Source organism: Anabaena sp. CS-542/02, assembly GCF_028331085.1.
GTDB lineage: Bacteria > Cyanobacteriota > Cyanobacteriia > Cyanobacteriales > Nostocaceae > Anabaenopsis > Anabaenopsis arnoldii.
This window is the reverse complement of the sequence record NZ_JAQMTM010000014.1, coordinates 1-12,659: the sequence shown is the minus strand read 5'-3', so window position 1 is coordinate 12,659 and position 12,659 is coordinate 1. Positions and strand designations below refer to the sequence as shown.

Genomic DNA, 12,659 nt, shown 5'->3' with positions numbered 1-12,659 from the left:
TACGGATAATGGTTGAAACTGGTAGAATCAGGGTTGCTAAAGATAAGGCTCAGTTAGTTAAGGATTTAACATCTTCAGAGGGCGGAACAGGACCGTTTTCCACTTTTGCTGATGTCATCGTATTTGCAGCAGCTTTGGGTGCAAAGCATAAAAAGCGTGTCCCTTTGGGGGAAATTTCCAAAAGGGAACCATCACCTATTAGGTTAGAATATTTTGCTTCAGTGGGAACTGACATAGTGATTAAATTATTGGGAGTAACTGAAACTCAGCATATTAAAGTATTATCTCCCCATGAAGAAGAATATGATAAGCAACGTAACCATATTTTTGAAGAATATGCTAATGGGGGACTGGAGATATTAGAACAAGAGTTAAGGGGAGCAGTGGATTATTCAGAGCGCATTTTATTATTTTTAACTTATGAAAGAAGCAATTACGGGGAAGAAGAAGAGGAATTTGATTTAAGCAAATTTCTTTTTTGATGACCATAACCTTGCTAACTCTGCTACTTATAAAATAATTGGTAGTCCTACTTGCTTAGGTTCAACCAACTGACCATCAAAGCCTATGGTTTTATTTTCCACAGTTCTCGCATCAGCCAAAGCCCTGCGCAGTTCAGCTCGTTCCATCTGCTCCTGAACTCCACCCAAAATATAAATGAGTAACTTGGCTGCTAATTGCCGTCCAGAAACCTGCACCCGCTTTTTATTGGGGTCATACAAAACACCATACCATAACGATTGTGGATACTCCATACCACTCAAGCCGCCTTGTCGGTCGAATTTCCGCAGCTTTTTAAAGATATCCTCCAGTGAGAAACCCTTTTGAAAAACCAAAATTCCCAAAGCTTGAGCTAAAGCCACTTGAGCTACAGGACGGAAAAGCATATTTCCGTCACCTCCATCCTTTTCAAAACTAAAGCGTCGCAAAGTGGGGGTGTCTTCTTCATCCAGCAGCTTATAACTGGGAAGGGTTGCTAAATAATCAAATAGCTGGCGGAATTCCTCAATTCCCTGCTCAAGTTCGTCATCCTCTGGTCGCATAGGAATTAAGCCTTTTTCCGCCGGTTTCCAGTGAGGGAACTTTTGCCCCAAATATCGCTCACACATATCATGGAGAGCTTGCAGGGTGGTTAAAACAGTAGAATTAGATGCCACTGTCCCACTATTCCAATTAACGCGAGGATTGCGATCTGGTCGTTGTTCGAGAAGCGGATGAGTAACAGCGATTTTTCTGGCCACAATGGAAAAACCATCATCCTCATTTAGCTGTGCTAATTGACCTTTAGTTAAAGGTGCAGCCATCAAGTTAACATGAACAAAAATCGATCTCACTCTGCGCCGCGCCTGGGTGCGAGTTTCCCCAGACGCAACTGCACAGATGAACTCAATGCCGATTTTTTCTTTGGGTAAACTTTGTAACTCGTCAAGGTCTACTTGGTACTGTTCTATCAAATCACTGACTGTGATCGAATTATCATCAGCAGTTTTATCCTTCTTATAGCGCTGAAGTTTGCTGGTTTTGATTAACTCCATCAAACCCTGCACACCCATCAGGCGGTGTTGACCATCTAAAGCATAAATAGTCACATCATCTTCGGAAATATTCAGCAGACCCACTTTACCGTCTTGATCCAAAGGGGTAAAATCAGTAGTAGATTTTAAAGCTATTCCCTGACTATCCCACTCAGGAGCTTTGGGATTATCCACCCAGGGTTGATTAATCACCACGAGAACAGGTGGGAATTTGTGACTTTTCCGAGCTGCTAAGTACTGTACTAGGGGCGCTTGTCGTGACCAGTCAAGGGGACGTTGCTGAATTTCGTCAATGCTGTCTGCGTCAACTACATTACCAGTTTGTGGATTGTACTTTTTCTGAAGTAAGGGTAAACCAGAGGCGAAGTGAACGCGACCCGCAAACCATTCTAGGGTGACAGAACCAACATAAGCCTCAGTACCACCCATCTCAGTTTTCTGGACGAAAATATGGTCTTTTTTGGCTAAGAAATTTTGGAGGAGTAAGGATAGTACCTGTTGTTCCTTATGTTCTCTTTCCAGGTATTCCTGAGCGATGTCAGAGTGGGTCATGTTAAATTTTCAAAACTAAATAGTGTAGGATAGTAGAATTATCCGCAAAATTGGGTATTAGTAGTAAGGTTTTTAAAAATTTTTCGTACCTATATTAAGTAAATTTTTTTGTATGTTAGCCATTTCCATTCACACGGATGGAAATAGTCACGCCGATATTTTCAGAGGTAGAAAGACCATGAATACAGCACAACAACCAGAAAATAAAGGTCAGCAATCGCCTACTGTAGCAAATTTAGTGGCTGATATCCAAGCTTTGACCACTGAAATTCAAGAATTGTATTGTTTAGATGATGTACCTTGGGTAGTGGGATATTCAGGTGGTAAAGACAGTACAGCAACTTTACAACTGGTATGGAATGCGATCGCTGGACTACCACCGGAAAAAATCCACAAAAAAATTTACGTAATTACTACGGATACACTGGTAGAAAATCCTATCGTAGCTGCGTGGGTACGTAATTCGCTCAAACAGATGAAAACTGAAGCCCAAAGGCAAAGATTACCATTTGAAACCCATTTATTACAGCCAGAACCTAAACAGACTTTTTGGGTTGGTTTGATTGGTAAAGGGTACCCAGCGCCAAGAGGTAAATTTCGCTGGTGTACAGAACGTCTCAAAATAAATCCCTCCAATCGCTTTATTCGTGATGTCATCCGTACGAAAGGGGAGGCCATTGTTGTACTAGGTACTCGCAAAGCTGAAAGCAGAGCGCGTGCTAATAGAATGAAAAAATGGGAAGCTAAACGGGTACGTGCTCACCTGAGTCCTAACATGAACTTGCCAAACTCTCTAGTTTACAGTCCCATTGAGGACTGGCAAAATGATGAGGTTTGGATTTATCTGATGCAATGGGAAAACCCTTGGAATTATAGCAATAAAGATTTATTCGCCATTTATAGAGGTGCATCTGCTGATAATGAATGTCCTTTAGTAGTGGATACAACTACTCCCAGTTGTGGTAGCTCTCGTTTTGGTTGCTGGGTTTGTACATTAGTTAGTCAGGATAAATCACTGACAGCTATGATTCAAAATGATGAAGAAAAAGAGTGGATGCAACCTTTACTTGATTTCCGTAAAGAATTAGATATTGAAGAAAACCGCGATCGCAGAGACTTTCGCCGCAGAAGTGGGGATGTCCAACTATATGAACGTAACTTAGAAGGTGAAGTATCAGTTGAGCCTATTCCTGGACCATATATTAAAGAAGCGCGTGAAGATTGGCTCAGAAAGTTACTCACAGTTCAAAAACAACTCCGAGTTAGAGCACCAGAAAATATGCGCGATATTACTTTAATTACCCCTGAAGAACTGAGTGAAATTCGCCGCATCTGGCTAGAAGAAAGACATGAGTTTGATGACACCTTACCGCGCATTTATCAAGAGGTGACTGGTGAGGTATTCCAAGACCCCCGTCCCGGTGCTGGGTATAGTTTACTCGGTAGTGATGAATGGGTGGTACTAGAAGAAATCTGTGGTGATGATGCTATGCATTTGGAGCTAATGGCGAAGTTATTGGACACAGAACGCCAGTATCGTAAAAAGGGACGACGGGTAGGAATATATGACACCCTAGAAAAATGTTTTGCTACCAGTTCCCGCTCCCCTGAAGAAGCAATTAAAAACGCCCATTTGAAACGTGATTTAAAAACAGCCGTTGACGCAGGTGATATAGAAAGGGTTAAGCAGCTGACTTTAGGTAATGCTATGGATGAACCCAATAAATCGCCATCTTGGGGAAGCATGAAATTTAAAAAGCAAGATATAACAGGGAATTAGTCAAAATCTGTTATTCCCCCATATTCTATAAACCCACAAATCAATGATATTCCTTGAACTCGTATTACAAAACTTTGGTCCTTACTGTGGTCGTCAGGTAATCAATCTTAACCCAAAAATTGATGGAGAAAATGCTTGTCCCATTATCCTATTAGGGGGAATGAATGGCGGGGGAAAAACTACCCTGATGGATGCAATGCGCCTAGCATTATATGGTCATCGCGCCCAATGTTCCACCCGTGGTAACCTAAGTTATAACGACTTTCTCACCCAATGCGTTAATAGCCACACTCCACCACTGGAAGATACTCGCATTGAATTGGTTTTTGAACATATTGAAAATGATGAGCCAGTAAAATATAGAGTGGTGCGACGCTGGACAAAAGAACCTAAAGATGGTAAAGACCAACTAGGTATTTTAGATGCTCAAGAATGGCTGGATATTGCCTTAGTGAATATTTGGGATGAGTATATAGAAAATCTCTTACCATTAGGAATTTCTAACTTGTTTTTATTTGATGGTGAACAAGTCAAGGAACTGGCGGAGCAGGAAACACCTCCTCCCATTGTGGTTGATGCAATTCGTGGGCTTTTAGGTTTAGAACTAGCTGAACGATTATCAGTTGATTTAGATATTATAGTCAACCGCAAGCGTAAGGAAATCGCTGATACTCAAGACTTGGTGAATTTAGAAGAAATTGAGCAAAAACTGAAGGTACAACTACAGGAATATCATAAAATTGAGCGGCAATTCCAAGAATTTAATCAGACTTTATTGGAAGCGGAGACAAAGCAGCAAGAAGCTTTTGACAAATTCATTGCTGAAGGTGGTAAAATAGCAGGCGATCGCAGTCAGTTAGAAAAACAAAAATATGACATAAATAGCGCAGCAGAAAAGACACGTTTAGCCATGGGTGAATTAGCTGCGGATATCTTACCTTTAGGTTTAATTGAACCTTTACTCCAGGAAACTTATATTCAAGGAGAGAGAGAATTTCGTACTCAACAAGCTAAAGTAGCCTATGATTTACTCTTACAAAGAGATCAGCGTTTAATTGACTTGATTAATCAATTAAAAATTAGCAACAAGCAAGTTGATAAGATCACAGAATTTATCTCATCCGAAAATAAGAAGATTCAGCAAGATACCATACAAGAATCCTGGCTATTAACTGACTCAGAAACCCTGAATCAATTAGATAATATTATTCATCATTATCTGTTGTATACAAAAAAACTAACCCAAGATAAGTTAACAGATTTGCGCTTTCAAGAAGAAGAAATTATCACCCTAGAAAGACAAATTCAAACCGCTGCATCTCCAGAAGACTATCAAAGATTAGTGGATAACTTACAACAAACACAAAAGGAAGTTGCACAAGCAAAAGCAACTTGTGAAATAGCCAAAAGTCAATTAAATCAATTAGAAAGTGAGATTCGTAACACAAAAAAAAGCCTAGAACAATATACAGAAACTAATATTGACCGCAAACATAATGAACATATTATTAACGCAGCCGCTAAAGTTCAAGATACATTAAAACTGTTCCGTGAGAAATTAACTCTGAGAAAACTAAATAAACTAGAAATTGAAGTTACGGAATGCTTTCGCTACCTGCTACACAAATCAGATTTAGTGCATCGGGTCGCCATCGACACCAACACATTCAGCCTATCGCTGTATGATCTGAATGGTAAATCAGTATCCAAACAGAGACTTTCCGCAGGAGAAAAGCAACTACTAGCCATCGCGTTTCTCTGGGGATTAGCGCGAGTCTCAGGCCGTCGCTTACCCGTAGCCATAGATACACCCCTGGGTAGACTAGACTCATCTCATCGGGGAAACCTCCTAGAAAGGTATTTCCCCTCTGCTAGCCATCAAGTTATACTGTTATCGACAGATACGGAAATTGGTAAGCATGAAGTAGAAACACTGAGAAATAATCAAGCGATCGCCCGGGAATACCTCCTCAAGTATAACTCCTCTACCCGTCAAACTACAGTCATACAAAATCAATATTTTTGGTAAATATGGAATCTCCTATTGAAAGAATCAAACTTTCTCAAACAGCCAAAGAACAACTACTTAAACTTAAACGTAGCACTAAAATTGACCAATGGAATATTTTATGTCGTTGGGCTTTTTGTCGTTCCTTAGCAGAATCTGCCCCACCCTCACCGGTACCAATTCCCCAAGATAGCAACGTAGAAATGACCTGGCGGGTATTTGGTGGCGAAATCTCCGATATTCTTCTGCTCGCACTCAAGCAACGCTGCCATAATGATGGCTATGGTACAGACAAAGAAACCCTAGCCACGCAATTTCGCCTGCACTTGCATCGTGGAATTGGTTACTTAGCAGGAGACCCAAATATCAAGAAAATTGAAGACTTAATTGAATTAGCACTCAAACATTGAAAGGATATTAGTTAACTGTTAACTGTTGACTGTTAACTGATATGGCCGAATCTTTAGAAATCGAGCGTCACAGAGCTGCGATCGCTCGTCATGATATATCTCGCCCAGTGCGCTTGGTAATAGAATCGCAGATCCTCAATCAAGAGACTTCATTTTTTGATTATGGCTGCGGGTACGGTGGTGATGTAGAGCGAGTAGCCAAATTAGGCTATAGTAGCGCTGGTTGGGACCCTTACTACTTTCCCAACGACACCATTAGCATCGCAGATGTAGTCAACTTGGGTTATGTCCTCAACGTCATTGAAGACCAAGAGGAACGCCGCCAAAGTCTGATTCGCGCCTGGGAAATTACCCAAAAAGTTCTAATTGTCGCGGCACAAGTATTAATTAACGCCCCTAGTAAAACTCAACTAGCTTACAGCGATGGTATAGTCACTCGCCGCAACACCTTTCAGAAATATTACGAACAACAAGAACTCAAAACTTACATAGATGAGGTACTGAATGTAGATGCCGTACCAGTAGCATTGGGTGTGTATTTTGTCTTTCGTGATGATGTGGAAAAGGAAAGTTTTAAAGCCATCCGCTTCTTTTCTAGCACTTCTACACCAAGAGTCCGTATCCCCAGTAAGCGATTTGAAGACTACCAAGAACAACTAAAACCACTGATGGACTTTTTTACCAAACGTGGCAGGCTACCTGTAAAAGGTGAATTAGGGAATCAAGAGGAACTACTCACAGAATTTGGTAGCTTCCGCCGAGCCTTTAATGTAGTTTTACAAGTTACCGATGAAGCAGAATGGGATGCGATCGCCTATCGTCGTTCCTTAGACATTCAAGTATATCTTGCCCTCAGTCACTTTGATCAACGTCCCACATGGCACAAACTACCCCCAGAAATGCGCCAAGACATCAAAGCCTTTTTTGGTAGCTACGAAGAAGCTTGTCAAGTAGCTGACCAAAAGCTTTTCAGCTTAGGTAATCCCCAAGTTATCCACAAAGCCTGCGAAAAGAGCAAAATTGGCAAACACACACGGGGCGCACTTTACGTTCATGTGTCTGCCCTAGCAGCCCTTGACCCCTTACTACGAATTTATGAAAGCTGTGCTAGCCGCACCATCGGGCGTGTAGACGGAGCCACATTAATCAAATACCATCTTGACAAACAACAAATATCTTACTTATTTTACCCACAATTTGACACTGATCCCCATCCAGCCTTAACAGCCAGTATTACCATTGACTTAAAAACCTTATACATCACTCACCGAGATTATGCAGATAGAGCCAATCCGCCCATTTTGCACCGCAAAGAAACCTTTGTAACTCCCAATTACCCACACTACCAAGAATTTACCCAACTTACCCAACAAGAAGAAGAATTAGGATTACTCAAGCAAAAAAGTGACATTGGTACTCGTGCAGGTTGGGAAAAATGCTTGGCTGCACACGGTGTAAAAATCACAGGACATCAAATTCATCAACTCAAAGAATTTTAACTAAATTCCATGTTTCCTAAGAAAAATACAGCAACTGTGGCAAGATAACTGCAATTGATCAAATTGAGAAAGAACCTGGACAAAATGAACCCCGTGCGATCGCTAGTAAAAGTTTTTGGTAGCCGTAAAATGGCCGCCTTGACATTAATAGGTTTCTCATCCGGCTTACCATTGTTCTTAACCAGCCGAACCCTACAGGCTTGGATGACTGTAGAACAGGTAGATTTAGGTGCTATTGGGTTATTTAGCCTTGTGGGTCTACCCTACTCCTTAAAATTTATCTGGTCACCCTTGCTAGACAGGTTTGCAGTGCCAATTTTAGGGAGGCGACGCGGCTGGTTAATCATACTGCAAATTGGGTTATTCATTGCCATTGCCCTCATGGCTTGGCAACAACCCAAGCAAGCATTACAATTATTAGCGATCAATGCTGTGGTGATCGCCTTTTTAAGTGCCAGTCAAGACATTGCCGCCGATGCTTACCGTACCGATGTTCTAGAAGAATTAGAATTAGGAGCAGGTGCTGCTGTTTACGTCTTAGGTTATCGAGTAGCACTTTTATTCACAGGGTCTTTGGCATTAATTCTAGCCGACAGTTTACCTTGGTCATCAGTTTACTTATTGATGTCCTTGGGTATGGGTATTGGAATTATTGCCACCTTATTTGCACCAGAACCCAAAGAAAGCAGCCCACCAGAATCCTTAGCAGCGGCGGTCATTTTACCCTTTGGGGAATTTTTCGGGCGCCACGGTGTACTCCAAGCAATTTTAATTTTGCTGTTCATCGTCCTGTATAAACTTGGCGATGCCTTTGTTAACAATATGTCTACACCCTTTTTGTTGCAAACAGGATTTACCCAAACCGATATCGGCGCAATTCAAGGTGGTATGGGGCTAATTGCTACCATCGTTGGCACCTTAGCAGGGGGAGCAATTTTGAGTAGAATTGGTATCAACCGTTCACTCTGGTTATTTGGTGCTTTGCAAGCGGTGAGTAACTTAGCTTATTATACTCTGGCTAATCTTGGTCAAAACTACTCGGCTTTAGTCTTAACAATTAACATTGAAAACTTCTGTGGCGGCTTGGGAACAGCAGCCTTTGTGGCATTTTTGATGAATATGTGTAACCAGCGGTTTTCCGCCACCCAATATGCTTTATTATCCAGTTTCATGGCGGTCAGTCGTGATATCCTAGTCGCCCCTGCTGGGAATTTAGCAAAAACCACAGGTTGGCCTCTATTTTTCATTATCAGTATGGTTGCTGCTATCCCAGGACTACTTCTGTTACCATTCTTTGCCCCTTGGAACCCTAAACCAGTGGCAATATCCAGACCAGGACTTGAAGAAGATGAGGATTTATGGGGAACCAAATAGTTATTATTGTTGGCACATTTATTCTCTTACTCACCGGCTTGTTACTCGGCTATGTTCTCTCACAGTTAGTTTTAGGATTTCTAGAACTTAACCAACTAACAATCTTCGGAACATTCAGTCTAGTTGTAATCTTTGGTACACTTTATTACGTTTTGTTTTGGCAGCTAGGTCGAGAACAATCACGCTTAAGAGATCAACACAGGCGAGATGCGGTACAGGAGCAAACAACAACCCTCATAAACGATAGCCATCTCAAAAACAAACTCATTGCTAAATTAGGAGGTGATGTAGCCGCTGCTGAACGACTGATTGAACAAGCAAAGGTCAATTATCCGGGAATGCCAGAAAATTGGTACTGTGAGAGGGCTATTGATGATTTGGAACGGGAGCAACGCTAACCAGATTCAAAACTCGATAGAATAAATCAAGCCAATATTCTCAGCAGCCCCAAGATTGCAATTAAATTATGGTGATCATTCGTCAGTATATTGCCCCATTGATCGTAGTGTTAATCTTTTCATTAGCACTGGTAGCAGTCAGCGCCCGCATTTTCCTACCCTCTGATATGGCAGCACCCGCACCAGTTGAAGAAAATGGGCAAATAGGAACATGGGTGAATGGGGAAGAAGAATTATTTTCTGTTTCACAAACCCCTGGGGTGTCTTTGTCTATGTTACCCACGGTAACAAGGAATTTAACGGAAATTGAGTGTGTCTGAGCAACTGCTACCAGGCTACTATATTCGTCCCGGTTCAACACAAGAGCGATCGCTGCTAGTCACGTTTATGCAGCAAACTTACCGGGAACTATTTCCCCAGCAAGACTTTGCCCATCTAGCCAGAACCGTTGATCAGTATTTCTCCCCAGATACACCCTTGTGGTGGGTAGAGTGTTTGGGTGAGGAATCCCCTATTATTGCCTGTCTCTGGGTAGGAAATGCCATAGATCAAGTCCGGGGGGATCGCCATGCTCACATTTTTCTTCTCTACGTTGTCCCAGAATATCGGCGAAGGGGTATTGGTACAGCTATGATCAAGTATGTGGAAAATTGGGCAACTCAAAGAGGCGATCGCCAAATTGGTTTACAGGTTTTTCCATCCAACTCAGCAGCCTTAAACCTTTACCATAACTTAGGTTATCAAACCCAATCCCTATGGATGCTAAAATCACTATCTAAAGGTTTGTAGTCAGGAGTCCTAGTTCTACTGACCCCTAAATGATCTAAATATATCAACCATTTTTATGTGCTCAGATAAATATATAAATATTAATTATGTATGACGAAGAAGACCTAAGCCTACTTGATGGAGAGGTAGAGCTAGAAAGCCCCCTGGATAATATAGCAGCCCTCACCACTGAATCTCAAGGGCCAAAGCCAGATCCAGAGGAGATGCTAGCTCTTTTAGAAAATCATCAACCCCAGCAGCGGATGCTTGCGGCTCGTGCTTTTTGTGATCTGGAAGATGCACGGGCTACACCCCATTTAATTCGCCTGTTAACTGATACCTGTCCCTTGGTGCGGGTGAGTGCAGCCTATGGGATTGGACGCAATCCCAGCCCAGAAGCAGTAGAACCGTTAATCAATCAACTTAACAAAGACTGGAATGGCTATGTACGTAAGGGGGTAGTTTGGGCTTTAGGAAATTGCCGCGATCGCCGTTCTCTAGCGCCCCTAGCAGACGCTTTAAAAACCGACATTTCCGCCGTGCGTTTGTGGTCTGCTAGCGCCTTAGCGCAGATGGCGGATGTTGGATATGAGGCTGTTGTGGGAGCAATACCAGCACTAATTGAGTCCTTAGTCCAAGACCCAGTAGCAGCTGTGCGCAGTAACTGCGCTTGGACAATTGGGCAGTTGTGCCGAGAATTACCGTCTAATATTATCTATGCCACAGCGATCGACGCTTTGATTCAAGCCTTCGCCGAAGATAAGGATTTAGGAGTGCGGGAAGACGCTAAAGCCTCACTATTAGGGGTAGGTGACCCCCGTGGCTTACAGCTCATTGAAACCTTAGAACAAGAGGGATGGTTTTGATGGGTGGGGAATGATGCTTAAAGCCATCGGTTTGCTGTTTAAGATTTCTGTCTCTGAGCGATTTGCATAAGCAGACGAAGTGCTTCGTTAACCGATTCACTTGTGGGAAAGGCTTGAGCAACGTCAGGTTCAAGTAATACTACATTTGTTCCCGCTTGGTAGCGCTCCACATATTTTCCTCTAACACCACCGTGCATCTTGCTAAAGTCATACTCAGGTCTTAAGTCGTCTTCTAGCTCGTGGTTACTCTCCATCTTCATAAAACCTCCGCTCATTTCGGGTTCCTTCTCGTGCGCTGATAATCCGAACGCGATCTGCTCGATCTGTATGGGAGACTATCAGGATACGATTAGCACTGGATAATCCAATGATAACGTAACGCTCCTCACCGTAAGAGTGATCTGGGTCAGGGAATGTCACAGATAAAGGATCATTGAAAACAGTAGACGCCTCGTTGAATGAAACGCCATGCTTTTTCAGGTTCGAGTTCGCCTTGTCTGGATTCCATTCAAATTGCATTTAAACAACACTTGCTACTCTACTTGATTTTTACCAGGACTTACGCACAACAGAACAAAAGTAGGGGTAATTCATGAATCACCCCTACATCAGAACCAGGTTTTTAGTCCAATCTTGCGTAAATCCTATTTACGTAAAACACCGGTGCTTAATTATCATTTTTTGCTAGTTTTGTATTAGTAGATATTCCCTTAGTTCAACAAATCATGAGGTGGGACATGACAGTATTGAGAGAATCACCCTGGTATGAGGAAATCTTGAAAGAGGGATTACAGCAGGGGGAAAAACAGGGATTATAACAGGGATTACAACAGGGACGACTTGAAGGACAGAGCTTAATGGTTCTACGTTTGTTACAGCGTCGCTTAGGAACCTTGGACGATACAGTAAAACAGCAAATTCAAATGCTACCAGTAGAGCAACTGGAAAGTTTAGCAGAAGAATTACTAGACTTTAGGGATATAGAACAGTTACAAAGGTGGTTAGAACAGCTTTCTTGAGGGTTTCGGGGTTTCGACTACGCTCAACCACCGGGTTTCGACTTTTGATCTTGAAAATGAACCACCTGAGCAACCTAGAGAGTAAACTCCCCTATAGTGATATGACGGTTTGAGCAGATTCGCCTTGCGGGTAACGACTGCGAAGATGCAAGGTGATTTCCGTATCTAGTCGCTTGAGGAAAATCAGCAGTTTTCCCTCGCTGAACCGTTGAAATTCTCCTTTCATTAAATGAGATACTTCTGGCTGTGAGGTCAACATCAGCCTGTGGGGTTTTAATTCCCTTGTGTTGCACTCCCAATGAAATTTAACTCAGAGGATGTTTTAAAAGTCTCTCATGATGTATCAAATATTTTCATATCCCCCTAAATCACCCTTTTCAACGAGGACTTTAAAGAATTTAGCCCCCCTTTTTAAGGGGGGTTGGGGGGATCAATCAGTATCATTGATGA

Annotated in this window: 14 protein-coding genes and 1 pseudogene; 11 read left to right on the top strand and 4 right to left on the bottom strand. The window is 42.2% G+C overall.

Annotated elements, in window-relative coordinates; translation table 11 throughout:
* The first annotated feature begins 8 nt into the window (after positions 1-8).
* A complete protein-coding gene (locus PN447_RS01130) occupies positions 9-482 on the top strand; it encodes a DNA phosphorothioation-associated protein 4 (RefSeq protein WP_271760145.1) in 474 nt (157 codons plus the stop codon).
* Between the two features lie 27 nt (positions 483-509).
* Here PN447_RS01130 and PN447_RS01125 read toward each other — a convergent pair whose 3' ends face one another.
* The gene (locus PN447_RS01125; RefSeq protein WP_271760143.1) at positions 510-2,087 is read right to left on the bottom strand and encodes a DGQHR domain-containing protein; all 1,578 of its coding nucleotides are present in this window, start codon (positions 2,085-2,087) and stop codon (positions 510-512) included.
* Positions 2,088-2,265: 178 nt separating this feature from the next.
* On the opposite strand from PN447_RS01125, the gene dndC reads away from it, so the two are divergent.
* The 9 genes from dndC (at position 2,266) to PN447_RS01080 (ending at position 11,190) form a co-directional block, all read left to right on the top strand.
* Positions 2,266-3,867: a DNA phosphorothioation system sulfurtransferase DndC gene (dndC, locus tag PN447_RS01120; protein WP_271760141.1), complete on the top strand. Its 1,602-nt coding sequence runs from the start codon at positions 2,266-2,268 to the stop codon at positions 3,865-3,867.
* A gap of 43 nt (positions 3,868-3,910) precedes the next feature.
* Positions 3,911-5,896, top strand: a complete 1,986-nt coding sequence (gene dndD / locus PN447_RS01115; protein ID WP_271760139.1) for a DNA sulfur modification protein DndD — start codon at positions 3,911-3,913, stop codon at positions 5,894-5,896.
* A 2-nt stretch (positions 5,897-5,898) separates the two neighbouring features.
* A complete protein-coding gene (gene dndE / locus PN447_RS01110) occupies positions 5,899-6,285 on the top strand; it encodes a DNA sulfur modification protein DndE (protein WP_271760137.1) in 387 nt (128 codons plus the stop codon).
* A gap of 41 nt (positions 6,286-6,326) precedes the next feature.
* Positions 6,327-7,784: a DNA phosphorothioation-associated putative methyltransferase gene (locus tag PN447_RS01105; protein WP_271760135.1), complete on the top strand. Its 1,458-nt coding sequence runs from the start codon at positions 6,327-6,329 to the stop codon at positions 7,782-7,784.
* Between the two features lie 84 nt (positions 7,785-7,868).
* Entirely contained in the window at positions 7,869-9,158 is a 1,290-nt protein-coding gene (locus PN447_RS01100) for an AmpG family muropeptide MFS transporter (protein ID WP_271760172.1), read from the top strand.
* Positions 9,143-9,556, top strand: coding sequence for an ABC transporter permease (locus PN447_RS01095; RefSeq protein ID WP_271760133.1), 414 nt, complete (start codon positions 9,143-9,145; stop codon positions 9,554-9,556). The genes PN447_RS01100 and PN447_RS01095 overlap by 16 nt, the downstream gene beginning before the upstream one ends.
* A 68-nt stretch (positions 9,557-9,624) precedes the next feature.
* Positions 9,625-9,876 carry a hypothetical protein gene (locus PN447_RS01090; RefSeq protein ID WP_271760132.1) on the top strand — a complete coding sequence of 84 codons (252 nt, stop codon included), beginning with the start codon at positions 9,625-9,627 and terminating at the stop codon, positions 9,874-9,876.
* Between the two features lie 67 nt (positions 9,877-9,943).
* Entirely contained in the window at positions 9,944-10,345 is a 402-nt protein-coding gene (locus PN447_RS01085) for a GNAT family N-acetyltransferase (RefSeq protein ID WP_442867065.1), read from the top strand.
* A gap of 86 nt (positions 10,346-10,431) precedes the next feature.
* Positions 10,432-11,190 carry a HEAT repeat domain-containing protein gene (locus tag PN447_RS01080; RefSeq protein WP_271760128.1) on the top strand — a complete coding sequence of 253 codons (759 nt, stop codon included), beginning with the start codon at positions 10,432-10,434 and terminating at the stop codon, positions 11,188-11,190.
* 38 nt (positions 11,191-11,228) lie between these two features.
* Here PN447_RS01080 and PN447_RS01075 read toward each other — a convergent pair whose 3' ends face one another.
* Complete coding sequence (locus tag PN447_RS01075) at positions 11,229-11,450, bottom strand: hypothetical protein (RefSeq protein ID WP_271760126.1); 222 nt, start codon at positions 11,448-11,450, stop codon at positions 11,229-11,231.
* Positions 11,434-11,709 carry a BrnT family toxin gene (locus PN447_RS01070; protein ID WP_271760124.1) on the bottom strand — a complete coding sequence of 92 codons (276 nt, stop codon included), beginning with the start codon at positions 11,707-11,709 and terminating at the stop codon, positions 11,434-11,436. The genes PN447_RS01075 and PN447_RS01070 overlap by 17 nt, the downstream gene beginning before the upstream one ends.
* Positions 11,710-11,861: 152 nt before the next feature.
* On the opposite strand from PN447_RS01070, the pseudogene PN447_RS18670 reads away from it, so the two are divergent.
* Positions 11,862-12,209, top strand: a pseudogene (locus PN447_RS18670) (DUF4351 domain-containing protein); the annotation flags it as partial.
* A 91-nt stretch (positions 12,210-12,300) separates the two neighbouring features.
* Here the strand turns inward: PN447_RS18670 and PN447_RS01060 are convergent.
* Complete coding sequence (locus tag PN447_RS01060) at positions 12,301-12,468, bottom strand: XRE family transcriptional regulator (protein ID WP_271760122.1); 168 nt, start codon at positions 12,466-12,468, stop codon at positions 12,301-12,303.
* Positions 12,469-12,659 lie beyond the last annotated feature (191 nt).

What these genes read in the sequence shown, in the direction of transcription:
- PN447_RS01130 (WP_271760145.1), top strand. Translation starts at nt 9, where the DNA reads ATGGTTGAAACTGGTAGAATCAGGGTTGCTAAAGATAAGGCTCAGTTA.
- PN447_RS01125 (WP_271760143.1), bottom strand. Translation starts at nt 2,087, where the DNA reads ATGACCCACTCTGACATCGCTCAGGAATACCTGGAAAGAGAACATAAG.
- dndC (WP_271760141.1), top strand. Translation starts at nt 2,266, where the DNA reads ATGAATACAGCACAACAACCAGAAAATAAAGGTCAGCAATCGCCTACT.
- dndD (WP_271760139.1), top strand. Translation starts at nt 3,911, where the DNA reads ATGATATTCCTTGAACTCGTATTACAAAACTTTGGTCCTTACTGTGGT.
- dndE (WP_271760137.1), top strand. Translation starts at nt 5,899, where the DNA reads ATGGAATCTCCTATTGAAAGAATCAAACTTTCTCAAACAGCCAAAGAA.
- PN447_RS01105 (WP_271760135.1), top strand. Translation starts at nt 6,327, where the DNA reads ATGGCCGAATCTTTAGAAATCGAGCGTCACAGAGCTGCGATCGCTCGT.
- PN447_RS01100 (WP_271760172.1), top strand. Translation starts at nt 7,869, where the DNA reads ATGAACCCCGTGCGATCGCTAGTAAAAGTTTTTGGTAGCCGTAAAATG.
- PN447_RS01095 (WP_271760133.1), top strand. Translation starts at nt 9,143, where the DNA reads ATGGGGAACCAAATAGTTATTATTGTTGGCACATTTATTCTCTTACTC.
- PN447_RS01090 (WP_271760132.1), top strand. Translation starts at nt 9,625, where the DNA reads ATGGTGATCATTCGTCAGTATATTGCCCCATTGATCGTAGTGTTAATC.
- PN447_RS01085 (WP_442867065.1), top strand. Translation starts at nt 9,944, where the DNA reads ATGCAGCAAACTTACCGGGAACTATTTCCCCAGCAAGACTTTGCCCAT.
- PN447_RS01080 (WP_271760128.1), top strand. Translation starts at nt 10,432, where the DNA reads ATGTATGACGAAGAAGACCTAAGCCTACTTGATGGAGAGGTAGAGCTA.
- PN447_RS01075 (WP_271760126.1), bottom strand. Translation starts at nt 11,450, where the DNA reads ATGAAGATGGAGAGTAACCACGAGCTAGAAGACGACTTAAGACCTGAG.
- PN447_RS01070 (WP_271760124.1), bottom strand. Translation starts at nt 11,709, where the DNA reads ATGCAATTTGAATGGAATCCAGACAAGGCGAACTCGAACCTGAAAAAG.
- PN447_RS01060 (WP_271760122.1), bottom strand. Translation starts at nt 12,468, where the DNA reads ATGTTGACCTCACAGCCAGAAGTATCTCATTTAATGAAAGGAGAATTT.